The organism is Symplocastrum torsivum (assembly GCF_059505465.1).
In genome coordinates, this window is record NZ_JCACKQ010000010.1 from 69,584 (window position 1) to 93,787 (window position 24,204).

General features: G+C 45.0%; 23 protein-coding genes. 9 read left to right on the forward strand and 14 right to left on the reverse strand.

Annotated elements, in window-relative coordinates; translation table 11 throughout:
• Window positions 1-117 precede the first annotated feature (117 nt).
• Complete coding sequence (locus tag AC5JL3_RS03115; protein WP_496073091.1) at window positions 118-576, forward strand: GatB/YqeY domain-containing protein; 459 nt, start codon at window positions 118-120, stop codon at window positions 574-576.
• A 68-nt stretch (window positions 577-644) separates the two neighbouring features.
• Here AC5JL3_RS03115 and thrB read toward each other — a convergent pair whose 3' ends face one another.
• Window positions 645-1,601: a homoserine kinase gene (gene thrB / locus AC5JL3_RS03120; RefSeq protein WP_496073092.1), complete on the reverse strand. Its 957-nt coding sequence runs from the start codon at window positions 1,599-1,601 to the stop codon at window positions 645-647.
• A 196-nt stretch (window positions 1,602-1,797) separates the two neighbouring features.
• Window positions 1,798-4,488 carry a type I DNA topoisomerase gene (topA, locus tag AC5JL3_RS03125; protein WP_496073093.1) on the reverse strand — a complete coding sequence of 897 codons (2,691 nt, stop codon included), beginning with the start codon at window positions 4,486-4,488 and terminating at the stop codon, window positions 1,798-1,800.
• A gap of 423 nt (window positions 4,489-4,911) precedes the next feature.
• Here topA and AC5JL3_RS03130 point away from each other — a divergent pair, with 423 nt between their 5' ends.
• The gene (locus tag AC5JL3_RS03130) at window positions 4,912-5,013 is read left to right on the forward strand and encodes a DUF8820 family protein (RefSeq protein WP_496073094.1); all 102 of its coding nucleotides are present in this window, start codon (window positions 4,912-4,914) and stop codon (window positions 5,011-5,013) included.
• A 590-nt stretch (window positions 5,014-5,603) separates the two neighbouring features.
• Entirely contained in the window at window positions 5,604-7,175 is a 1,572-nt protein-coding gene (locus AC5JL3_RS03135; RefSeq protein ID WP_496073095.1) for an NAD(P)H-quinone oxidoreductase subunit N, read from the forward strand.
• A 226-nt stretch (window positions 7,176-7,401) separates the two neighbouring features.
• Here AC5JL3_RS03135 and AC5JL3_RS03140 read toward each other — a convergent pair whose 3' ends face one another.
• From AC5JL3_RS03140 to AC5JL3_RS03185, 10 genes are all read right to left on the reverse strand, one after another.
• Window positions 7,402-7,812 carry a nuclease A inhibitor family protein gene (locus AC5JL3_RS03140; RefSeq protein ID WP_496073096.1) on the reverse strand — a complete coding sequence of 137 codons (411 nt, stop codon included), beginning with the start codon at window positions 7,810-7,812 and terminating at the stop codon, window positions 7,402-7,404.
• A gap of 116 nt (window positions 7,813-7,928) precedes the next feature.
• Entirely contained in the window at window positions 7,929-8,063 is a 135-nt protein-coding gene (locus AC5JL3_RS03145) for a hypothetical protein (RefSeq protein ID WP_496073097.1), read from the reverse strand.
• Between the two features lie 93 nt (window positions 8,064-8,156).
• Window positions 8,157-10,670, reverse strand: a complete 2,514-nt coding sequence (gene recG / locus AC5JL3_RS03150; RefSeq protein ID WP_496073098.1) for an ATP-dependent DNA helicase RecG — start codon at window positions 10,668-10,670, stop codon at window positions 8,157-8,159.
• A 152-nt stretch (window positions 10,671-10,822) separates the two neighbouring features.
• Entirely contained in the window at window positions 10,823-11,713 is an 891-nt protein-coding gene (locus AC5JL3_RS03155) for a hypothetical protein (RefSeq protein WP_496073099.1), read from the reverse strand.
• A gap of 6 nt (window positions 11,714-11,719) precedes the next feature.
• A complete protein-coding gene (locus AC5JL3_RS03160) occupies window positions 11,720-12,364 on the reverse strand; it encodes a translation elongation factor Ts (protein WP_192217634.1) in 645 nt (214 codons plus the stop codon).
• A gap of 127 nt (window positions 12,365-12,491) precedes the next feature.
• Window positions 12,492-13,151 (reverse strand): translation elongation factor Ts, encoded by a 660-nt coding sequence (tsf, locus tag AC5JL3_RS03165; protein WP_496073100.1) that lies wholly within the window; start codon window positions 13,149-13,151, stop codon window positions 12,492-12,494.
• Window positions 13,152-13,193: 42 nt separating this feature from the next.
• Window positions 13,194-14,003, reverse strand: coding sequence for a 30S ribosomal protein S2 (gene rpsB, locus AC5JL3_RS03170; RefSeq protein ID WP_496073101.1), 810 nt, complete (start codon window positions 14,001-14,003; stop codon window positions 13,194-13,196).
• Between the two features lie 150 nt (window positions 14,004-14,153).
• The gene (locus AC5JL3_RS03175; RefSeq protein WP_496073102.1) at window positions 14,154-14,702 is read right to left on the reverse strand and encodes a hypothetical protein; all 549 of its coding nucleotides are present in this window, start codon (window positions 14,700-14,702) and stop codon (window positions 14,154-14,156) included.
• A gap of 1 nt (window position 14,703) precedes the next feature.
• Window positions 14,704-16,056, reverse strand: coding sequence for an AAA family ATPase (locus AC5JL3_RS03180; RefSeq protein WP_496073103.1), 1,353 nt, complete (start codon window positions 16,054-16,056; stop codon window positions 14,704-14,706).
• Window positions 16,057-16,083: 27 nt separating this feature from the next.
• On the reverse strand, window positions 16,084-17,025 hold the full coding sequence (locus AC5JL3_RS03185) for a glycosyltransferase family 2 protein (protein ID WP_496073104.1): 942 nt from the start codon (window positions 17,023-17,025) through the stop codon (window positions 16,084-16,086).
• A gap of 125 nt (window positions 17,026-17,150) precedes the next feature.
• Between AC5JL3_RS03185 and AC5JL3_RS03190 the strand changes: the two genes are divergently transcribed.
• From AC5JL3_RS03190 to AC5JL3_RS03205, 4 genes are all read left to right on the forward strand, one after another.
• The gene (locus tag AC5JL3_RS03190; RefSeq protein ID WP_496073105.1) at window positions 17,151-17,288 is read left to right on the forward strand and encodes a hypothetical protein; all 138 of its coding nucleotides are present in this window, start codon (window positions 17,151-17,153) and stop codon (window positions 17,286-17,288) included.
• 50 nt (window positions 17,289-17,338) lie between these two features.
• The gene (menB, locus tag AC5JL3_RS03195) at window positions 17,339-18,172 is read left to right on the forward strand and encodes a 1,4-dihydroxy-2-naphthoyl-CoA synthase (RefSeq protein ID WP_192217641.1); all 834 of its coding nucleotides are present in this window, start codon (window positions 17,339-17,341) and stop codon (window positions 18,170-18,172) included.
• A 616-nt stretch (window positions 18,173-18,788) separates the two neighbouring features.
• Window positions 18,789-19,736, forward strand: coding sequence for a glycosyltransferase family 2 protein (locus tag AC5JL3_RS03200; RefSeq protein WP_496073106.1), 948 nt, complete (start codon window positions 18,789-18,791; stop codon window positions 19,734-19,736).
• Window positions 19,737-20,125: 389 nt separating this feature from the next.
• Entirely contained in the window at window positions 20,126-21,025 is a 900-nt protein-coding gene (locus AC5JL3_RS03205) for an ABC transporter ATP-binding protein (RefSeq protein WP_496073107.1), read from the forward strand.
• Window positions 21,026-21,059: 34 nt separating this feature from the next.
• Here AC5JL3_RS03205 and AC5JL3_RS03210 read toward each other — a convergent pair whose 3' ends face one another.
• On the reverse strand, window positions 21,060-21,299 hold the full coding sequence (locus tag AC5JL3_RS03210; protein ID WP_496073108.1) for a hypothetical protein: 240 nt from the start codon (window positions 21,297-21,299) through the stop codon (window positions 21,060-21,062).
• Window positions 21,300-21,805: 506 nt separating this feature from the next.
• Between AC5JL3_RS03210 and AC5JL3_RS03215 the strand changes: the two genes are divergently transcribed.
• Window positions 21,806-22,435 (forward strand): pentapeptide repeat-containing protein, encoded by a 630-nt coding sequence (locus tag AC5JL3_RS03215; protein ID WP_496073109.1) that lies wholly within the window; start codon window positions 21,806-21,808, stop codon window positions 22,433-22,435.
• A 617-nt stretch (window positions 22,436-23,052) separates the two neighbouring features.
• Window positions 23,053-23,592 (forward strand): hypothetical protein, encoded by a 540-nt coding sequence (locus AC5JL3_RS03220; protein ID WP_496073110.1) that lies wholly within the window; start codon window positions 23,053-23,055, stop codon window positions 23,590-23,592.
• Between the two features lie 139 nt (window positions 23,593-23,731).
• On the opposite strand, the gene AC5JL3_RS03225 is transcribed toward AC5JL3_RS03220, so the two are convergent.
• A complete protein-coding gene (locus AC5JL3_RS03225; protein WP_192217646.1) occupies window positions 23,732-24,181 on the reverse strand; it encodes a YlqD family protein in 450 nt (149 codons plus the stop codon).
• Between the last annotated feature and the right edge of the window lie 23 nt (window positions 24,182-24,204).

Sequence of the window (24,204 nt, forward strand, 5' to 3'; positions counted from 1 at the left end):
TCCTCGTGCTATAGGAGGTAGCCTTGAGCCATAGCTTTTGAATAGACTTCTTGCAAAAGCTGAGGAGACAAAGCGATCGCGCTAGACTTTCCCTAGATGTAAACACGGTAAATGTTGATGAGCCTGAAAGACCGCATTTCGGAAGACATCAAAACCGCCATGAAGGCGAAAGACAAAGTTCGATTGGAAACAGTCCGCAGTATCAAAAAGGTCATCCTGGAAAAAGAAGTGAGCGTGCGCCCTCAGGGACAAGACACCCTCACAGAAAGCCAGGAAACTGAAGTCTTGGTACAGCAAGCCAAACAACGTCGCGAGGCAATTGAGATGTTTCGCCAAGCTGGGCGGGATGACTTAGTGGAACAACAAGTTCAAGAGTTAGCGATTATCGAAGAGTATCTGCCAAAGCAACTCTCCGATGAAGAGGTGGGTGTAGTTGTGGATGAGGTTGTTGCCTCTGTTGGGGCTAGCTCAATTAAAGATATGGGTAAGGTAATGGGGCCAGTGATGCAACAGCTCAAAGGTAAAGCGGATGGGCAGAAGATTCAAGCGATCGTGAAAGCGAAGCTAGGTGGTTGATTGTTATTTGTTGTTCGTTGTTTGTTAAAGACCTAGAAATAGCCAACAACCAATAGCCAACAACAAATTTAGACAGTTCTTGCTCCTTGGGTGTCGATAGAAAGCGATCGCGCTTGAGCCAAAATCCCTTGAGCCTTCCAAGCCTCTGCCATCGCTACCGCAACATCAGCCGCCTGTGCTGTATCCACCAATGCAATTAGGGTTGGGCCTGCACCACTAATTACCAGTCCGTAAGCCCCAGCTTTCAAAGCGGCTGAATTGACAGCATCATAGCCAGGAATCAAGGATTGTCGGTAAGGCTGATGTAATTTGTCTTGCAAAGCGGTTCGTAACCAGTCTCCTCGTCCGGTTTCCAAGCCTCTGATGAGCAACCCAAAATGGGCGATGTTAAAAATCGCATCAGCACGACTAATCTCAGTCGGGAGAACGCGCCGCGCTTCTTTGGTGGAAAGTTCAAAATCTGGAATCGCGATTACTGGCACAATCTCGCTATGCCAAGGAATGTCGCAAATTTCCCATGCCTTTAGAGGAGCTTCACCACTAGCAGCAAGGCGACAGCCTCCTAGGAGTGCGGGAACTACATTATCTGGATGTCCTTCGATTGCGATCGCTAATTTCATCACCTCAATCTGATCGAGAGGTTTCCCTGCCAACTGATTAGCCCCAACTAATCCACCAACAATTGCTGTTGCCGAACTACCTAATCCTCTAGCGAGTGGTACACCTAGCTCAATCTCAATGTGTACTGGCGGTGGTGTCTGCCCAAGGTGTTGGTACAACTGCAAAAATGCTTGGTAGGCAAGATTATTTTCGCTAGTGTCCACCAGTTTCGCCTCTGTTCCCGTAACACTAATCCTGACAACCTCAGCGTCATCTGACTGTGTAGGAACATCAGGGATTGCCTCAAGGCGAGTGAAGCGGAACTGATTGTATAGCGTCAACGCTGCGCCAATACAATCAAACCCTGGTCCCAAGTTAGCTGTTGTGGCAGGAACAGTGACAGTAGTAGTGGAAACAATAGACATTAGCAATACTCGAAATTAATCAGCAGGTTGCGATCGCTACTTATTATGGTTTATTTCTGCCCAACCATTTGGTTAAGAAGTCAAACAATATGAGTGAATCAGGACTTATTATCCTTTCCAATCAAAAAGTGGTGGAGCGATCGCATCATCACCCCACCACTTTTGTCTCATGTAATCTGACTAAGCGCTAAATCTCTCAACTTGAACGGCTACGAGTTGAAGATTTCTTTGTACCAGTCGAGGAGGTTGTCTTTTTTGTCGTTGTTTTGCGGCTACTGGATGTCCCTGTTGACTTCTTCGTTGTTGAACTGGTTGACTTACTCGATTTACTCGTTGATTTCTTAGTAGATGCCTTAGCCGCTAAAAGATCTACCGCCGTTTCCATCGTTATGTCTTCCACTGATTGACCTTCAGGGAGTGAGGCGTTGGTTTTCCCATGCTTCACATACGGTCCATAGGGACCATCGTAGATATTCACGGGTTCATTATCCTTGGGATGGGCACCTAGCTCTCGTAGGGCTTTCTTTGATTTTCCAGCAGCACGTCCTTTCTTCGGTTCTGCTAGTAGCTCTAATGCACGTTCTAGTGTAATTGTCAATACATCATCGCCTGCTTTGAGCGATCGATATTCTTTCTCTCCTTTCCCTTGGTCGTGAACTACATAAGGACCGAAGCGTCCCAGACTTGCCTGAATTCTGCCACCAGTAGCGGGATGAGTACCTAACGTGCGGGGCAAAGCCAGTAGCCCAACTGCCATGTCCAAGGTCACAGTGTCCATGGTGACGCCCTTAGGCAGAGAAGCCTGTTTCGGCTTTTTGTTCTCCTCTGAGACATCACCCAGCCGGACATAAGGGCCATAGGGACCAATCAAGATGTAAATCGGTTCTCCCGTTTCTGGATGAAATCCGAGTTTATCGGGTCCTTCAGTCTTCTGGCGCAGCAATACCTCCACCTGTTCTGGGTCGAGTTCAGACGGGGTTAAATCCTTGGGGATCGAAGCTTTGACTATGCCATCACCATTCTCTGCTTCGAGGTAAGCCCCAAATCGACCGATACGCACTTTGGCATCTAGGTTTTCCAGTTCCACTGTGCGGGCTTCGTTGGGATCAATCTGGCTTTCTTGTTCTTTGACTTGAGTTTCTAGTCCTTTCTCTCCTAGATAAAATTTCTGTAGGTAGGGAAGCCAATCCGCTTCACCTGTTGAAATCTCATCGAGAGTCTGCTCCATCTGCGAGGTGAAGCTCGTATCCACAAGGTTGGGGAAGTACTTTTCCAATAAGCCAGTGACGGCAAAAGCAGTAAAGGTAGGAATCAAGGCATTGCCGTTAAGTTGGGCGTAGCCTCGGTCAATAATGGTGCCAATAATGCTGGCGTAGGTACTAGGACGCCCAATCCCCTCACTTTCAAGCATTTTCACCAAAGAGGCTTCGGTGTAACGGGCTGGAGGTTGGGTTTCATGACCGTCGGCTTCGAGTTCCAGGCAGTTAGGATTGTCGCCTACCTTCAGGGGCGGTAGGATTACTTCCTGGTCTTCTAGGGCAGCTTCTGGGTCATCCGAACCTTCGACATAGGCGCGTAAGTAACCTGCAAAATCAATCCGCTTGCCACTGGAACGAAAACCCGCGTCTTCAACTTGCAACTGAACAGTTATTTGAGTTTGCCGTGAGTCCGCCATCTGGCAAGCAACTGTGCGCTTCCAAATCAGGTCGTAGACTGCGAGTTCTCGACCGCCAAGTCCTGTTTCTTTCGGAGTACGGTAAGTACTGCCTGCCGGACGAATCGCTTCGTGGGCTTCTTGAGCGCCTTTACTTTTGGTTGTGTACTGACGGGGTTTTGGGCTGAGGTACGGCTTGCCATACATCTGCTCAACACAACTCCGTGTTGCTGCGATCGCTTGTTCAGATAAATGCACTGAGTCTGTCCGCATATAGGTAATATACCCTTGCTCATACAGACTTTGAGCCGTCCGCATCGTGTCACGGGCAGACAAGCGTAGTTTCCGGTTTGCCTCCTGTTGTAGCGTCGAAGTTGTAAATGGTGGAGCAGGCTTGCGGACAACGGGACGTTCTTCGATGTCACTAACTGTCCAGGTTTTATCCGTGAGGCGTTCTTGCAGTTCTCTGGCTTCCGCTTCCGAAAGCAGCCTCACCTGCCGCCCAGCAATAATTTGACCCGTGTTGGGATCGAAGTCGCTACCAGTAGCTACCTTAACGCCAGCTAGAGAAACAAGCCGTGAATCAAACCGTGTTTTCTCCTGTTCTAGAACGGCTTTCAAATCCCAGTAGCTCCCCTGGCGGAAAGCCCGACGCAGTCGTTCTTTAGTCACCAACAGGCGCACAGCTACCGACTGGACACGACCTGCCGACAAGCCCCAAGCGATTTTCTTCCACAGCAAAGGGGAGAGGGTATAACCTACCAATCGGTCTAAAATCCGTCGAGTTTCTTGAGCATGTACAAGCTGTTCGTCGATATCACGGCAGTTTTTCAGAGCTTTTTTAATCGCTTCTTGGGTGATTTCATGAAACACCATCCGCTTGGTGGGGACTTTCGGTTTTAGCAGTTGCAGTAAATGCCAACTAATGCTTTCTCCTTCACGGTCTTCGTCTGTAGCAAGAACAAGTTCATCAGCGTCTTTAAGGGCATCCTTAAGCTGCTGAACAATTTTCTTTTTATCTTTGGGAACAACATATAGGGGTTCAAAGTTAGCCTCCACGTTTACCCCCAACTGCGCCCAAGGTTCCTCTTTTACGGATGCCGGAATTTCTGTGGCGGACTGAGGGAGGTCACGAACATGTCCCATCGATGCCTCAACACGATAGCTAGAGGGCAAGTAGTTACGAATGGTACGTGCTTTGGTCGGAGATTCAACAATAACGAGGGTTGACATAGGAATGTTAACTTCCTTCGGGGATATAGCAGCGGGCTAAACAGACAAACGTGATGAAGGGAGGGCGAAATGACGATGGCGAGTTATTCAAACGGAAGCTGAGGAGATACCCATAAAGAGATCAACCACCAGCCTTATTGCTAAATGTAGCTTGATATCTACTTATAGCCGATACTCAGTAGCAACCCTTAATGCTCCGGATTATGCCAGAATGAATGCCAACGTCCGGGTTCGGTGTGATTATAGCTGAGACATCCAAGCAAAGTTGGGGGAAGTACCGATGCAGCCAATTCGACAAGGGGATGTAATTTTGGTTACTGTAGAACCCAATCAGGGACAAAAGCCATCTCATCTGACTTTGGCAGAAGTTAAGAAGTTAAAGTGACAGGACATAAGCACCGCCTTAGTTAGGGATAAGCCCAGTTGTATGAGAAAGATGGCACCCTCTATCTGCGAGTCCTCTCAGAGACGGCTTTGCTTACCCACGAAGAGCATAACGCGATCGCAATTCCTCAAGGCAACTAGATGGTAAGGATTCAGCAAGAATATGAGCCTCAAGGCTGGCACTATGTCGCAGACTAACATTGAAAAGCTAACGCCACAAGAAATGCTAATTCCAGTTTACCGACTCCAGAGACAACTACAGGGTAAATATGGGCAGCCCATACTTGATTCAAGGAATTGGTTACGCCTGAATTTGCCAAGAATTGCAAGCTACTAAAATTAGATTTTTGGCAAGAATATACATTAATAAGAATCGGTTATGACGTTTATATCGAACCAATTTAATTATTAAAGATGACTTGTCCTAGTACTGGAGAAATTCATATCTTGCGTATCCCAACTAAGTTGAAATCAGCTAGAGAAGCGATAGGCTGGGCAATTTTAGGAAATTGAGCCAGATAAATTTCTGATACAAACCTGAAAGTTTTCTTGATAGGTTGACTATATAAATTTAAACTTAAAATAAAAAGAGATTTTCCTCTAAATTTACTGTCTAAGGCATAACTTAGACATTTAGAGTAAATTTAGCTGCTCAAGGGGTGAAATCACCGATAAGATAAATAAGGTCAATCTTGATACCAACATAGCCATAGACAATACTGATAGAACCTATGGATTTTGCCAATCTTGCTGCTCAGCTTAATGCTGGGATAATTTTGCCAGAGGGAATTGTAATTATTACCCTCATACTGGTTTTAGTAATTGATCTGATTGCTGGTAGGAGTGCCGCTAATGGGCTACCTTATGTTGCAATTGGAGGTCTTCTTACTGCCCTAGTCGTTCTGTACTACGAATGGGATGTTGCTGACCCGATCGCCTTTCTGGGGAGCTTCAACGGTGATGCCCTGAGTGTGGCGTTTCGTGGCATTATTGCCCTATCGTCGGTTGTAACGATTTTGATGTCGATTCGCTATGTGCAGCAGTCTGGCACATCCTTAGCAGAATTTATCGCAATTTTGCTCACCGCTACAGTGGGAGGAATGTTCCTCTCAGGCGCGAATGAGCTGGTGACCATTTTTATCTCACTGGAAACTCTCAGTATCTCATCGTACCTAATGACGGGTTACATGAAGCGTGACCCCCGTTCCAATGAGGCAGCATTGAAATACTTGCTGATTGGGGCATCAAGTTCAGCCGTCTTTCTCTACGGTGTCTCCTTGTTGTACGGCTTGTCTGGAGGAGAAACTCAGCTAAATTCGATCGCAGAGGGTATGACGGCTATCCAGTCGGGTGAATCTCTAGGGATTTTAATTGCGTTAGTATTTGCGATCGCAGGTATTGCCTTCAAAATCTCGGCTGTTCCCTTCCACCAATGGACACCTGATGTATACGAAGGTTCTCCAACTCCAGTGGTTGCCTTCCTCTCTGTCGGTTCCAAAGCAGCAGGCTTTGCGTTAGCAATTCGCTTAATGACAACTGCCTTCCCTTTAGTTACCGAACAGTGGCATTTTGTCTTCACAGCCCTTACCGTCTTGAGCCTAATTTTGGGGAACGTTGTCGCCCTCACCCAAACCAGCATGAAACGGCTGTTAGCCTATTCTTCCATTGCTCAAGCTGGTTTTGTGATGATTGGTTTGATTGCTGGAACTGATGCCGGGTATGCCAGCATGGTATTTTACCTCCTGGTTTATCTGTTCATGAACCTAGGCGGCTTTACTTGCGTTATTCTCTTCACCCTCCGCACGGGAACTGACCAGATTAGCGAGTACGCTGGTCTTTATCAGAAAGACCCTCTTTTAACTCTGTGCTTAAGCATTTGTTTGCTCTCCTTGGGTGGAATTCCACCATTGGCAGGGTTCTTCGGCAAAATCTACCTATTCTGGGCAGGTTGGCAGGCAGGGCTGTATGGCTTAGTCTTGCTGGGTTTGATTGCCACTGTGGTGTCGATTTACTACTACATCCGCGTCGTCAAGATGATGGTAGTCAAAGAACCGCAAGAGATGTCCGACTCCATAAAGAATTACCCAGAAATCCGCTGGAATCTTCCTGGTATGCGTCCCTTGCAAGTGGGTTTGGTACTATCGCTGATAGCAACTACCTTGGCGGGGATTCTATCAAATCCCCTGTTTACCTTAGCAAACAGTTCCGTTACCCGTACTCCAATGCTGCAACAGGCAAGACTTAACAATCAGCCTGCTGTCGTTAGCGTTCAGCCAATCTTAGATAAAGACACTGAAAGCTAACACTCTCATTATTTTTAGTAAACGCCTGACTTGAGAGAGTTGGGCGTTTTTTGTTTAGCAGATAGCTGAGGAAAAGAAGAAGTCGATCACTTTGCCTACAATATATCGACTCTCCGTTGACAAAGTTGAAGCGACTACTCACTATAGTTTTTTGTCCAATGTCCCGACAACTATTCAAAAAGTCATTGAGATCCAGATTAATAATCAGTAATCCTCAAACTTTATACTAAGTTTCAACAACCTTTGTAGAAAGCCCTGCATAGTCCCCCGTTGGGGTTTTTCCAACAATATAGACATCCAGACTTCTTTCACCCAGCCGATAGACCTTTATCTGATTAAGGTTGTGCTTGAGCATCTCGACAAGAGCCTTAAACCGATTGAGTGTTTCGTGTTCCTCTGGGTTGTGCCACTCCTGTTCAGTAGTCGCTACGACAAAAAAAGAATCAATGTCTACAACTTCAATAGGTGTGTCTACAGGGTGTCCTGTATGATGAAGAATTGTTTCTGGAGTGATAGCCAAGCTGTCTGATGATTCCCACAAGAAAACTTCAAAGGGATAGTCAGACTCGCTGATGAATAGTAAGCCATCAGAAGCTTGTTGAAGTTGGTCACTTAGTTCAGAGTTTTTCTTAGTCATTTAGGTCAGCCAGATACTCCTCTTTGAAGCTAGTCTGAAGATGTGGCTGTGTCTACAAGACTCTATCCGTAAAAGTAACTGCCAAGCCTGTAAGTTATCCATGTAACTACAAACCCCTAGTCTTGAATTCGGTTTTTTGACCATAAGCCGGAGGTAATTCTCAATAATCCCTCAACTGTCACACTCGTTATCGGTAACTCCAAGGCAATCTCTAGCTTTATTGCAGCTACACCGGAATAGTTTTGAGACATTCGATTCGATTGCTACTGCACTATCTTAAATTTTGGGATGTGCCAGTACCGCAATGATTCATACTACTGTTCAGCAACGCCCAGCAACGTCAATCACGTCAAAATAGCACCACCCATCAACTTAGAATAGCGATACTCCAACTCCGCTCTGATTAAAGGCACACCTTTGAGTGTCTCATTGTTGAGAATTATCTTCTCAGCCGCATCTCGCGCCAAGTTCAACACTTCTTGGTCTTCCACCAAACTAGCTAGAGCAAAATCCGCTAACCCTGATTGGCGCCTGCCTAATACTTCACCAGGACCACGGAAACGCATATCCATCTCGGAGATGAAAAAGCCATCCTGCGACTGTTCCAGTACCCCAAGACGCTGACGTGCTGTATCCGTTTTGGAACCACTCATCAGGAGACAGTAAGACTGATGTGACCCTCTACCAACACGACCTCGTAACTGATGTAATTGAGATAATCCAAAACGCTCAGCATTCTCAATCATCATCACTGTTGCGTTAGGGACATCAACGCCAACTTCAATCACTGTAGTCGAAACAATAATTTGAGTCTGATTATCACGAAAAGCATTAAGTGCTTCATCCTTCTCGGCTGAACTCATTCGACCGTGAAGTAGACCGACTTGAAACTCTGGGAATATCGTTTCAGATAGCCGCTGATGCTCTTCAACAGCAGAACGCACATCTAACTTTTCCGATTCCTCAATCAAGGGCAACACAATATAAGCTTGACGCCCTTGAGCAATTTCCCGACGCATCAGGTCGTAGGCGTGGTTGCGTTCCTTACCCGATAGAACAGTGGTATGAATTTGCTGACGTCCTGGTGGTAACTCATCAATCTGACTGACATCCAAATCTCCATGCAATGTCAATGCCAAGGTGCGGGGGATGGGTGTCGCTGTCATCGTTAGGACATGGGGAGACTGACCTTTTTGTTGTAAACGTGCTCGTTGCTGTACGCCAAACCGATGCTGTTCATCAATCACAACTAAGCCTAACCGCTGAAAATTCACAGGGTCTTGAATCAAGGCATGAGTACCAACGAGGAGGGGTAGTTCACCTGTTTCTAATTGAGCATGAATTTGACGGCGCTTTTTGGTAGTCGTGGAACCTGTGAGGAGTTCGACTGGCAGATGCAGGAGGTTGAACCAGCTAACTAGCTTGCGGTAATGCTGTTCTGCTAAAACTTCAGTCGGTGCCATTAGTGCAGCTTGGTAGCCAGATTGAATCGCAGCAAGGATGGCAACAACACCAACAACGGTTTTACCAGAACCGACATCCCCTTGCACTAAGCGGTTCATTGGGGTAGATGATTGCAAGTCTTTGAGGATGTCGCTAATGACTTGCTTCTGTGCATTCGTGAGTTCAAAGGGAAGGAGTTGATTGAATTGGTCAATCAGTTCCCCTGTGGGAGCGAGTACAGCACTGGTTTCTTGTCGCTTTTGAGCATGACGGCGTTGGAGAAAGCCTAACTGTAAATAGAAAAACTCGTCAAAGACTAATCGACGACGGGCGCTTGCGAGGAGTTCACTGTCTTGGGGAAAATGGATATTTGCGATCGCATCACTCACTCCAATCAAGCCATACTGCTTTCGTATGGCAACTGGAAGTGGGTCTTTGAGTTGAGACGTGTAGGGAAGTGCTGCAATTACTGCTCGTCTCACCAAGTCCGCAGGTACACCCTCCGTCAGAGGATACACCGGAACAACGCGCCCGATTTTTATCGAGTCAATACTACCGCCTGGACTATCTAAGACTTCCAGTTCAGGGTCTTCTAGGGTAATACCATACTTATTCTTCTTCACAAGACCAGACGCTGCAACGACTGAACTAGGGGGATATCGGCGCTTTTGTTGCTCCTGCCAGCCGCGATTACTATAGCGAGTCCCTGCAAAAAAACGATTGAGTTTAATTTGACCCGTAGGGTCTCTTAAGACGACCTCAAAAATGGTTAATTTCTTGTTGCGGGGACTGCTGAAACAGCTACAGCTTTTCACCGTACCCACAACAGTGACAGTTTCACCAGCTTCAAGCTGATTAATATTGACCTGACGCGCATAGTCGATATGGTCACGAGGATAGTAGTATAGGAGGTCACGAACTCTATGTAGACCGAGACGGGCTAAATATCCACTTTGTCTAACACCCACATCTTCTAACTCAGACAACGGTCGATCAAGCGTGAGCGTCTGGCTTTCTTTGATTTCGCTTTTGGCTGGTACAAGGGGTGTTGTGCGAGGAGACTTGACTTTAGGAGATTCTGAGGGTGAAGAAGTGACGTTAGACACATCAGCAGGTTCATTCTCCGCTAAGCGACTTAACTCGTCTTGCTGTAATTGGGAAAGAAATCGGCGAGTTTCAGTGACTAGATGTTGCCGCTGTTGAGCCGTCATTTGAGGATAACGGGAAAACGCGGCAGCAATTTCTTGCCACTGCCGTCGCTGGGCTAATGTTAGGATGTCCGGAGTTTTGCCAAAGCTGAGACAGAGGAACTCACTAAAGCGATACTGGTTGCCCAGCAAGTCAGTAAAGCCTTTGTCCGCTTCTACTGCAAGGGCTTTTTGCAATCGCAACCAATCTGGTGATTCTGTTCCCACAACTTTCTCCTATAGTTAGTTATTAGTTATTGGTTTTTTGTTTTTAGTTGTTAGACAGAATTTGACAAGTTGCCTAAAATCTTAGGGTTGATTTTTTATTTATTAAACAACCAACAACTAACAACCAACAATTAACAACCAACAACCAACAACTACTTATCAAACCAGCTAGAGCGCCATGCGGCTTCGGCTTGTGCAACAGCTCGCTCGCGTTGATATTTATGATACTCTCGCCGGAGTGTGTTTGCTTTGGCGGCAAGCTTACGAATTTGATTACGTGCAGCGGTTAAAGTTGGATCAGCAAACTCAATCTCTGATAATCGTAGATGAATTGCGATGATGCGCGTTAGGGTCGAATCTTCTTTTTCACCCTCACTTTCAGTTTCCATCAACAAATTTAAGAGATGGGGTGAGCCAGCGGTTGCATCCCCCGGTACCTCAACTTGGACAGCGGCTTCTAAGATAGCGACGGGTAACTTGTTGGGCAGGATACTAGTTTGTTGTAGTAGACGATTAGTATTCAAAGAGAGCGTTTGAAGGGTTTTTGCGATCGCTTCTTCCAACTGCTCTTGCCATCGCGCTAATTGCTCTGGTTTACTCAGCTCAGTCAGTTTAACGGTTTGAGGCGCAACTGGAGACTCATCATTTACTATCATTTCAACAGCATCTGGCAACTCATCTTGAATGGGTTCCTGCGGCTGTTCGTCACTGACAGGTGATGCCTCTGGTTCAGCTATCGTTTCTTGCTCATTCAAATTGGTTGAATCTTCCAGATGAGAAAGCAATTGTTCTTGAGCCTTCCCTCCTAGTTCGCGTAATGCTTGCTGCAACGTTTGCCGCTGATTAAATGACAAGCTCAAAAACGACTCAGGATACCCTTGAGTGCAAACCTGATAACTTGCCAAAATGAGCTGCTGCCGCAGGGCTTGCCCTAGTAACTTTAGATATTGAGAATAGGTACTGTGGAATTCTACCCTCAAAAGAGCGATCGCTTCCTCAAGCGTTGCCAAATCCTGTTCAATTCGTTCAACTGTTCGCGCCATAGTGTTCTATAACTGCTCAGTAGAGTTGTCTCCTTGCTGAGTGATTCCCTCACCCAGAACATAGCGGACAAAACGACGCACTCGAATATTTTCGCCCAATTGTGCGATCGCTTGTTTAACTAACTCTTCAACCGAGATACTTTGATCACGAATATATGCTTGCTCCATCAAACAAAGTTCTTTCAGCCGTTTCTCTATCCGGCCTTGAACAATCTTCTCTTTAACACTCTCTGGCTTATCTGCCAAGTCATCTCGGCCCATCTCAATTTCTTTTTCTTTGTCAGAAACTTCTGCTGGAATGTCGCTAACCTGGACATACTCTACATTCGGACAGGCAGCAATTTGCATAGAAATGTTCCGCACCAAAGCTTGGAATACTTCGTTGCGGGCAACAAAATCTGTGTCACAGTTGACTTCTAGCAGCACACCCACCCGACTACCTGTGTGGATATAACTTGCGATTAAGCCTTCCGCTGGCTCTTTTTCAGAATTTCCACCAGCAGCGGCAAGGAGTTCTCCTTTTTGGCGTAGCCGTTCAATGGCTTGTGCGATGTCCCCATCACTTTCTTGAAGTGCCTTTTTGCACTTCATCAAACCAACACCAGTTTTGGCACGGAGTTCTTGAACAAGCTTTGCTGATATTTCCTTCATGTTGCCCTACCGAATTCAGCTAGTTAGCAATAAAAGGCAAAAGTTAGCGAGAAAACGCTTTGCTTTTGCCTTTTTTCTCCCCCTTTGCTTAGGTAGGGCAAGGGGGAGAATCGCCGTTTACCTTCTGTTATTTGCCACCCATTTGTGCGGCGACTTCCTCAGCAAAGTTCGTTTCTTCCTTTTCAATGCCTTCACCCAGAACAAATCGGGTAAAGCGACGCACTTGGATGTTTTCACCTAGCTGAGAAATCGTTTGCTTCACCAACTCTTCTACCGTGATATTTTGGTCACGAATATAAGATTGATCCATCAACGATAACTCTTTTAAGCGTTTGTCAATTCGACCTTGAACAATCTTCTCTTTGATGTTCTCTGGCTTACCTGACAAATCATCCCGTCCCATTTCGATGTCCTTTTCTTTTTGGGCGACGTCTTTGGGAATGTCTTCTACCTTCACGTACTCAACGTTGGGACAAGCTGCAATCTGCATTGCAATGTTTCTCGCCAGTTTTTGGAACTCTTCGCGACGGGCAACAAAATCCGTTTCGCAGTTCACTTCAACCAGAACGCCAACTCTACCGCCAGTATGGATGTAGCTATCTACAATGCCTTCAGCCGCCACACGCCCGGATTTTTTCTCTGCGGAGGTAATCCCTTTTTGCCGCAGCCATTCTGTCGCTTTGTTGATGTCGCTGTCGTTCTCTTTAAGAGCCTTCTTGCAATCCATCATGCCAGCGCCAGTTTTGTCGCGTAGCTCTTTGACGAGTTTTGCCGAAATTTCCGCCATCTTCCCCTTGTTCCTAAATTTATGAACAGAATTACACGCTAATTATTCTTCTGTTTCTTCTACATCTTCTGTTTCTTCTACATCTGACGAGTCAATGTCGTCAGTTTCCTCTTCGTCGATGTCATACGCTGAGGTGTCGAAATCTTCGTAGTCTTCTTCGGCTTCGAGCTGACCATGACGCCCTTCGTAAATAGCATCAGCCAACTTACCCACTATCAGCTTAATCGACCGAATTGCATCGTCATTCGCTGGGATTGGAATATCTGCAACATTGGGATCGCAGTTTGTATCCAACATGGAAACAATGGGTAGTCCGAGCTTTTCGCATTCAAGAATTGCGTTGTACTCGCGGCGTTGGTCTACAATCACGACCACATCGGGGACTTTCCGCATCAGCTTGATGCCACCCAAGTACTTTTGAAGCTTGCCGAGTTCGCGACGCAGCACTGAGGCTTCTTTTTTGGGTAGTAAATCGAGAGCGCCACTAGCTTCCCGGCGTTCCAAGTCTTTTAAGCGCTCAACTCGTGTCTTAATCGTCTCCCAGTTGGTGAGCATCCCACCCAACCACCGTTGATTGACGTAGTAGGCTCCACAACGAGAAGCTTCTTGGGCAATGATTCCAGCAGCTTGCCGCTTTGTACCGACAAAGAGAAACTTTTTGCCCTGCTCAGATGCTGTACGCATATAGCTGTAGGCATCTTCCATTAGCTGGGCTGTCTGCACCAAGTCAATGATATGGACACCATTACGAGCTGTATAGATGTACTGAGACATTCTAGGGTTCCACCTACGGGTCTGATGACCAAAGTGAACCCCTGACTCCAGCATTTCAGCCAAAGAGATGACTGGCATAATTTTGAACTCCTAATTCGGGTTTATCCTCCATCTAGGTGGATTTCCTCTATAAAACTTAGGAAACACCCGAAATCCTAGATGTGTGAATTTTAGACAACCCTCTTAAGGTAACACAATTAAGCTACCACTGAGTTTAGAAGCTCTGGTTTATTCTTCGGGTAAATTTCCTAGAAGTCGTTTTTTTTCAGCTTGAGCGCCGTCTTTTAACCAATCAATAGGTTTCTCTTCTTCTGTTTTATCCGGGTTTACCCATACAACATTTCGGAGTTCACCTACCGGAACTGCTGCTTTATCAAAAAGTTTCCTTACGGTGTCATCAAGCGAAATCACAGTTTTATCTGTTGCTAGGGCGGCTTCAATAAGCCGGAAATCTTTAAGCATTGCCTCACAATTTTTTTCACTAGCAGTAATTGACTTAATTGTGTTCCATAACTCTTCATCGGCTGCAATATCAGCTCGATATTCGACCTTCTTCTTAGCCACCATTGTGCGAAGCCATGTACGAGCAAAATTTGACTGGTGTTTATTCCACTCTTCTCTGATATCTGGCGTCATAACGACTCGGTGGCAGATGTCCAAGATAGCTTGGAGAAAATCCCGGCAGTTAACTGATGTTGGATATGTTGCTTCTTTTCCACCAGAAGAACGTGCGATAGAGGCATCAATAACAAGACGTTTGGAAATTTTAGCTGCCATATCAACGCTGCCAAAGGTGAGCCTCTGCTGCATTTAGATAGCGGCTTTCTAGTTTCAAAGACACATCGCTAAAATCTTCAGACCAATCCCCAAAAGCTCCAGCATCATCTAATTCAGCGCTGTTGACTTCTGTAACACCATCCTCTCTGCGCGTAAACCAGTGAAGTTTTACTAAGTCTGGTGATAACTTACCCTCTGCAACTAAAGATTGAACCGCTAATAACAGTAATTCACTGTGCGTTTCCAGAACTACTCGTACACCCCGCTTTGCTGCATCTGCTAATATCTCTGCCATAGCAGCTTGAGCGCGTGGATGAAGATGAACTTCTGGTTGTTCCAAATAAACTAGTTGTCCTGGTTCTGCTACGAGAAGGGCAACTAGCACTGGTAAAACCTGAGATACTCCAAGACCCACATCAGCAATACTAACCATTTCTGTTGCTTCACCACTAGTTAGTGAACGACCTACACGTAGCTCAATGTGTACATCATTAATTTGTTTCGCATCAACCTTTGATGTCAGCCCAAGGGTTTCAAGGGCGCGTCCTATCTCTTGAAGTCGCTCATCCTTAGTTTCATTCCAGTAACTAAGCACACTTGCTACATAATTATCAAAAGTTCCAGGAAATTCTCTGCCGATAGCTGTTGTCTTATAGGTTCGTTCTGGATTACCTCTTAATCCTGGAATATGTATAAGCTTACGAATATAACTTTGAAATGAGCTAGAATAATTTGTTCCCCAACCAATTGACTCTTGACCTACAGCTAGCTCAAGCTCAAGAAAACATCGCTCCCTCTTAGCTTTATATTTAGGTTTCTCACCGTCTCTATCTATTTGTAAAAAAGATTCGTTGAATTTTTTGATATATTCAGGAAGATTCATCATGAAATCTTCATGTGACATTCTAGTGCCAAAGTTTGCCTTTAATTTATTACTAGGATTATTCCAAAGACTATAAGTTGTCTCAATAATTTCAACACCTTTGGAACTATGTTTATTGAAAGTACTTGTAAAAGACAAATCATTATCTATTTCAACAGATACAGTGAGACTATCAGATTTCTTTTTTACAGGCAATTGAGACAAGAATTGTGCGGCTAAAGTGAACTGAATATGGGAACCGTAAATTAGTAAAGCACCAGGATCATAGGAAGCTTCTAGCGTTTGCTTCATAAGCAACAGAGGCTGCATGATGCTGGATTTACCGGAACTGTTTGCACCAGCAAGAATCGTTAGCGGACGAATTTCTATGCTGCATTCTTCGTAGAGAGACTTGTAGCCACATACTGAAATCCCAGTAATTCCCGACACAAGTTTCTTGTCGTTGCTTTCAACGGATGTAAGTTGGGTCATTGTTTTGGGTTGGTTCTTTCCTTTGTTTTATCCCTTCTGCTGCATTTCAGCATAAGCAGAATAGACACCTTGGACGTTGTACCAGTTAAGGAAAATCCGGGCAATTTCTAGCGCTAATTGGGGCTTACCTTGGCTAATTAGCCACTGTAAGAAAGGAGCCATTGTGCGTTCGTTGAGGTGACCGCCAAGAGAGAGGATACCCCAGAGTATGCGGTGTAGCCAGGTCATCTGTATCATCAGCCGCACATTCCAGGTTGGGTGTTTTTGGTAGAATAAAACGCCCATACGCCCTCGTTGAATTTCTCTATCGATCATTCGGGGAATTTGGTCTAGAGCAAAAGGTGGATGCCAGTGATAGCCGACAGCTTCGGGACATTTGATGAGTTTTAATCCCAATTGTTTGAGTCTAACGCCGAGTTCTAAGTCTTCCCAGCCGTAGAGTTGGAAGCGAGTATCGAAGAGTCCAGCTTTTTCTAGCCATTTCCGTGAGATCGCAACATTCCCGGTTGCAAAGTAAGCGGCTGAAAAGTCAGTAAGCTTGTAGGGTTCCGATGTCGGATTATCGAAGTTGTTGGTGTTGATAACCCAGCCGTAAGTGAATAAGCGATCGCTTCCTAATTGCTTCTGTCCCTGCACCAACGCATCCGCATGGGATTGGAGGAAATGCTCGGTAACGACTAAATCACTATCAATGAAGATAATCGTGTCACCTATCGCTTGTTCAACACCGAGATTTCGTGCAGCAGCAGGCCCCTTATGGTCTTGAGAAAGCGATCGCACATGAGGAAACTCACTTGAGTGTGAATCCAGCCACTCCAACGTACCATCTGTGGAACCGTCATCGACTAAGACAACTTCATAGCCAGCGACAACGCTATCACCCCTGAGTTGCTGTTGTTCTATTGCCCTCAAGCATTTTTCAAGAATTGGTTTGCGATTATAGGTGGGAATGACAACGCTGATAAACACTCTTGTTTTGTACCGTAGAATCTTATTGATTCATTCAGCCTATCAACTGTCTGAGTAAGAACGTTAGCGCAGGTGGACTGAGGTCGGGGTGTCACATCAGACTGTTGCTTCACCAATCGGCACCGATGACTGAGAAAACATCTTCCGAATCAAGTGGAGTTCAAGTCCTATATGATAAAGACCCAATTCCCGATCGCCAATCCCCAATTGACCTGAGTTCGACTCTTCACGCTAAAATCATTGGGTTGAATACCTGGGACTAAATAGGATATAAGCCTAAAGGCTTCATTTAGTTAACGCAACCTGAATCCTCATGCAAGTTGAATGGCAAACTGCCAAAACCTACGAAGATATCCTTTATCACAAAACGGACGGCATCGCCAAGATTACAATCAATCGTCCCCACAAACGCAATGCCTTTCGTCCAAAAACGGTATTTGAACTCTACGATGCCTTCTGTGATGCTCGTGAAGACACGAAGATTGGTGTCATTCTATTCACAGGTGCAGGTCCTCATACTGATGGGAAATACGCTTTCTGTTCCGGTGGTGATCAAGGTGTGCGCGGGAAAGCTGGATATGTCGGCGATGATGGTGTTCCCCGCTTAAACGTCCTTGATCTACAACGCTTGATTCGTTCTATGCCCAAAGTGGTAATTGCTTTGGTGGCTGGATATGCGATTGGAGGTGGTCATGTCCTGCACCTCATCTGTGACCTAACCATTGCGGCTGACAACGCCATTTTTGGTCAAACAGGCCCTAAAGTCGGCAGCTTCGACGGCGGGTTCGGCGCTAGTTATCTCGCTAGAGTCGTAGGTCAGAAGAAAGCACGAGAAATTTGGTTCCTCTGTCGCCAGTACACGGCTTCTCAAGCACTAGATATGGGTCTAGTCAACTGCGTTGTACCAGTGGAGCAGTTAGAAACAGAAGGTATCCAGTGGGCAAATGAAATTTTAGCTCATAGCCCGATCGCAATTCGTTGCTTGAAAGCAGCATTCAATGCTGATTGTGATGGTCAAGCTGGCTTACAAGAACTCGCTGGGAATGCTACTTTGCTCTACTACATGACTGAGGAAGGTGCCGAAGGGAAACAAGCCTTCTTGGAGAAGCGTCCACCAGATTTTCGTCAATATCCTTGGCTACCCTAGTGTTCTCTAGTCTTTCATGCTCGTGGGTACAGGTATATGAACCTGACCTATGTATTGATTTATCTTTGCTTATATTTCTAGAAAAGAAAATTTAAACATCTATCTTAAGCCAGAAAATACTAAGTTTTTGAAATCTTTTCTTAGTTTCAACGACGTATTAAGATGCGATCGCTTTGCTGAAGTTTGCCAATACCTCATACTGTCGCTGCACAAACATAGATACTAAGAGTCTAAAGGCAAGAATCAAAAGGTCTAAGGAATCTTTTCAAGTTCTTAACCTTTCTTATGTACTCTAGAATACAGCTAGTAAAATGCACATTCCTTGAGACAATTTATTAGCTGCCAAACCATCTTTTTTACGAAGGTAAATTAGTGGACAAATTCTAGTTTCCCAAATCAGTCAGCGTTTAGAACTAATTGCCAAATGCACCCTAAACTTCTCGCAACTCAGGCTTAAGCTGATGGAAAACCTTTGTCTTTACGACAAACTAAGACAACTTTTGTGATCTTTCAGCCCATACATGGCTGACTAATTTTTGTTAGTCACTAAATAAGCGAAATTTAGTGAAACCTAGCCTAGCACTATAAATTCGAGAAAATTGGAGAGTAGGAAATCATGAGTAACCCACTTGGTAGTCTCAAGGATATATCACTAGTAACCAACAATTTTGGCGACAAATCAGTCTTTAGAGATATTCTTCTCGATTGGTTCCGTTTTCTAGGGGGAAAACCTGGTGAAGTTGTAGTTGTGGATTGTGGTAGTGATGCCGAGACACAAGCAATGTACTGGCAGTTGTATCAAGAAGGTTTGATTGATAAATTGCAGGTTATCCAATCAAATCATGAAGATAACTACGGTGGAAGTGAGACAGGATACATACAGGAATACACAGCTGCTGCAATTGCTAGTAAACCTTACATATTATGTTTTCATGCTGACACTCTACCTTACAGAGAAGGGCATGATAACTGGCTAGAGGAAGCTATTAGTTATCTTGATCGTGACGATGTTTTTTCTGTTGGTGGCTCGTTTAATCTTCCCTCAAAACATCATGATGCTTGGCTCGGATGGTACTACAGTAAGAAGTGCAGCCTGAACTTTGCTTTGATGAAGCGGAGTACCTATATGAAGGCTATCCATGAATTTGCAGGTTCCTTTATTACTTCAGGATTTAAAGAGGAAAACCCTGCTGAAGTAACAAATCAGAGCAGGTATGTGCTTGAAGTTGCTTTTGAAGAGTACATAAAGCGCCACAATGTCTACACCTTATGCAAGGTTGAAGATCCAAACTGGACGGTATTTCATACAAATGCTCATGAAGATCGCTTAAAAAAGATTCGTGAGAAATATTTAGCCCGCAAAGGCATTGAACGCTTTATCAATGTAGGATTTTCTGATGCAGAGCCAATTCCAGCTAATGCACTTTACTATGGACAGCCTCCAGTTGCACTCATTAAAAGGTTGAAAATTGCTTTTGGAAAATCATCTATAGGTCCTTACGGGCGGGAGCTTAAACAACGCTTTTCATCTAGAGTTGGCGATTCTAGTGAAGCAGTAAGCTAATAGCCTCAACTGGACTGCCAGAAATTGATTTTTCCTGTTATTAAGGAACACGCCCGTTTAGAAAACCTTGATGTTAAAAGCCTGAAGTTATTGCTATGCGGTAGCTTCAGGCTCATCTAGTGACAAATTATCTAGATCACTTGCAACCTACAAACCGGAGGTTGCATTTTTAGAGGCATAACCGAGCGAGGTAACTGCTCACTGATGGCTATATGTCTAATATTCGCTCACCGTATAAGACTTATCGGCTTGGTAGTGCTTTGGGTGAAAATGAGAGTATTTGGTTGGCTCAAGAAATCCAAGACTGGTTGATTTCCAGACCAGGGTAGTATTAGGGAGTAGCGAACAGGGATAAAGCTCGAAGAGACAAATCCATAATTGTTGAAATAGTGCTAAACATTGAAAAGCTAAGCAAGTCTTACAGTAAGCGACAAGTTCTTCAAGATTTGACGCTGTACATCCCGCCTGGAGAGATTTATGGATTGCTTGGTCCAAATGGAGCGGGTAAAACTACAACAATTAATATCCTCTGTAATTTACTCCAAGCAGATAGTGGAGTTATTACTATTAACAATGAACTCATTTCAGAAGCAACGAAGTTGCTAATTGGGGTTGCTCCACAAGAAAACTTACTTTATAAAACCCTTAGCTGCGAGGAAAACCTGAATTTCTATGCTCAGCTCTATGGGTTAAAAACTCAGCAGCGTAGGCAACAAGTACAGACTTGTTTAGAAGCCGTTAACCTAGCAAACAGAGCAAAAAGCCCCGTTGAAACCCTCAGTGGCGGGATGCAACGGCGGTTGAATATTGCAGTCGCATTAGTGCATCAACCGAAGTTAGTGATTTTGGATGAACCGACGACTGGGTTAGATATTGAGGCGCGTTATGAAATTTGGGACTTGATTCGGCGTCTGAAAAATCAGGGGGTTACAATTTTGCTGACGACGCACTTACTAGATGAAGCAGAACGTCTTTGTCAGAGAATCGGGATTCTGAAAGGTGGACGAATTGTTGCAGAGGGAAGTATGGAACAACTACGCCAATGCATTCCCGCGCAAGAGATTGTGGTGGTGCAGACATCTCAAGAGGAAAAAGCGATCGCACGCGCACAACAACTTGGCTTTACCCACCGACGCTACGGCAATGATTTAGCGTTTTGGCTACCCCAATCACTGGAATTGAAAGAAATTATCTCACACTTCGATGGGATTCCCCTCGACTCAATTGCTCGGCAACCCGTGCGCCTAGAACACATCTATGTTGAGCTGACACAATCTCAAAAAATTTAGCACCAATGGGTGTAGAGAGCACCGAGCGAATTTTCTAAAAATGCTCGGAGCCAAAGCTTCGTCTTTCTAAGTAAGAAAGTGGTACAACAATCGGCCAAAGAATTGTTGCCAATGCCAACACCCCCCAAGACAACCACCGTTCAGCTACAGACAAGTCATTCTCCCGCTTGAAAACTTTCAAGCAGGTAGCAAAACAGTAGAAAGCTGTTGAGGCGTAAAGCCCTGTCACAAATAAGACAAGCTCCTGCTGACTGATAGGGTTAAGAAGACACATAACCTGGCTCCCTTACTTAACAATTCTTAATATAAGATTAACAAAATCAACTTAATTGCAGTTTATGGTAAAAAACTTTGTTTGAGTAAAGCTACTTCTAAAGATAAGGTTTCTTGAGCTACACGAACAGTATATTACGCCAATTTTACAATCGGTGGTATTCGTATAGTGAGTGAGAAAAAGCAAGGTGATGCGTATAATTTCTGCATCAAAGATTACAGAAACAATAGATATAAGTAGATGAGAACCAAGCCTCAAATAGGTGGCGAGGCTGTACTTCTTTAACAGGATGGGGTTTGTAGTGTTGATAAAGCTTACACAAAATCAAACATTATGGTGCATATTGGTGAAAGCTAAACAAGCGAGTTCACTGTTGATAGTCCTGTACAAGTCTCTTCAGGCAATGCCAATAGAGGCACTTTAGCCAGGAAGTCACGTCTGATATAGGGAGCATTCTAGTTGAGCGATTACTTCAGAACGTTGAAAAATTGTGGTGGGTATAGTTTATGAAACTGAGAATTCTGGCTACCGTGTTACTCTTTGCTCCCTCTTTGTTAATGGCTCCAACTCAAGCACAGAACCCTGACCAAGTTAGACAACTGCAACTAACTGGGGGCTGTAGACGATGCAATCTCGTTGGGGTAGACCTTAGAGAGGCGAAGCTAAACAATGCCGACTTCAGCCATAGTGACCTGATTGGTTCTTTCTTAAGTAATGCCTCTCTAAGTAGTGCTTCCCTAAAGCGGGCAAATTTAGGTGGTGCTGATTTGAGTGGTGCTGACCTTAGTGATGCGCTGTTATGGGGAGCCTACCTGAGGAATGCCAGCCTGAGTGGAACTAATCTCAGTGGAGCAAACCTGGAGTACGCTGACTTAAATAATGCCAATCTAAGTGTTACTAACCTAACAGGTGCTAATCTAACTGAGGCTGAACTTAGGGGAGCCGATCTGAGTGGTGCTAACCTGAGTGGTGCTGACTTGAGCGCAGCTGACCTGAAGGGTGCAAATCTAAGTGGTGCTAACTTGAGCGGTGCTAATTTGAGTAAGGCTGATATGAGTGATACAGACCTGAAAGATGCAGTCTTGTGTAATACGACCACGCCTAAGGGAAAATTGTATAACCGTGATTGTTCCTAGACCAGCGCGGCAGAAATAACTGACCCGTAAAACTTCCCCATCTCCCCATCACCCAGTAAAGTTGTCAGAAACTTTTGCCTTGATGCACTAGCAAGTCCTTGAGTTGCTCAACTGAGTCAAACAAGTCTAAACAAACCGTCTTGAATCTGTTTTGAGTCAAGACGGTACGGATAAGTTAATCAAGTTGTTAAAAGCGACTCTCGACGTTCACTACCTCTGACCGCTCTGATGAGGAGTTTAGTCCTCCGTTGGTAGTGACGAAGTGGAGGAAGCGACAAAAACTCCACACCGCCGTTAGTCCTTAATTATTCCACCGTCCGTACATCTGCCGTCGCTCTCCTTCGATGTACGATGCTGAGTCACTGCGGTATAACCCTCATCCGGTAGCCTTTTTCTTAACTCCTGACAGGTTACTGCATTAGTAGTGGAATTCTATTCTCTCAATAGAGAGAATCCCTTATCGTGTTTTTACCTATCTTTAGATGGGGCTTTATAAGAGGGGACGGGAGGGTCATCCCATCCGCAGCCCAAGTTGATTGTCCTTTATTGTTTGTCAAAGATACAAATAACAAAGAACCAACAACAAACAACAATTTCATCAGCTTAATCGCTAAGGGATGTCTAAGAAGTTAAAAAAGTCTTTTCTCGTGCTTGTGGGCATAGCAATAACGCTAAGTGCTTGTAATGAAGTTACTGAGCGCTCTGGGCAGACAACAACGCCTGCCAGTCCCTCGCCAGCACCCCACGCGAGTGAAACTCTCAACCAGAATCCTGCGATCGCGAAAACTACAACCAATACACAGACCGAGCGGCAAAACTATAAGCCTATTTCGCTTTCTGAGATTGCTGATACCGAGGCGAGAGTTGGTAGCGATCCAAAAGCACTTGCCCTCTCTGCTTTTGGTAAGAGCGGAATAGAAGGAGGTTCACAACAGGTAACAGTGGATTATCCTCAACCGAATCAAGCGGTCGTAATCATCACTCAACTGGGTGTCGCCGATGATTCGGTTCGTGGCATCAGGTATCGTGCTGAATTTGTGCCGACGACAAAATCAGCCCAGGCACAGAAGCAATGGGAGATAGTATGGGCGGGTTCCCAGGTGACTTGTCAACCAGGGCGTGGTCATCAAGATTGGTCTAAGGAACTGTGCTTATAGATCACCCTGAAACAGGGGTAGTGTCAAAGACGCTCCCCCCAATTAAGCCTGACTAAGCTAATGTGCATTCAAATTGCCTGTAGGGAGCAGCCTAAATGCTTGCTAATGCTAGGTTTTCCCATTTTGAGTTTTGAATTGCTTAGATATCACCGCGAATTTCTTCAACAACGCCATCACGAAGCAGAATTTCGACGTTCATTTTCCGTACCAGGTTATCGCCTGGTTCAATGCGGAAAAAGCTTTCCATCTGCCCTTGACTCACTTCTTGGTCAATCTCCAGCATCTGCACTTGTTGAAGTTGCTGTAACTGCTGATTTTTCTGTTCTAGCAGTTCACTTTTCTTTTGATTGACCTGAACTTGAATGCTTTCAATTTGCTGCATGACTTGGGTGCCAGAGGGTTGCAGACTTTGCTTTTGAATTTCTGCGATCGCTCGTTGCCCTTGCATATCTAATTGTTGCAGTTGTGAGTCAATTTGGTTAATCTGCTCCTGAAGTTGTTGCTGAACCTCATCCTTCCATCGTGGTGTGACGATGGTTTTAATATTGACAGGTCGCTTCAAAAGTAGGCTTGATTTCAATTCGTCCATATATGTTGCGCTAGGTAGATCTG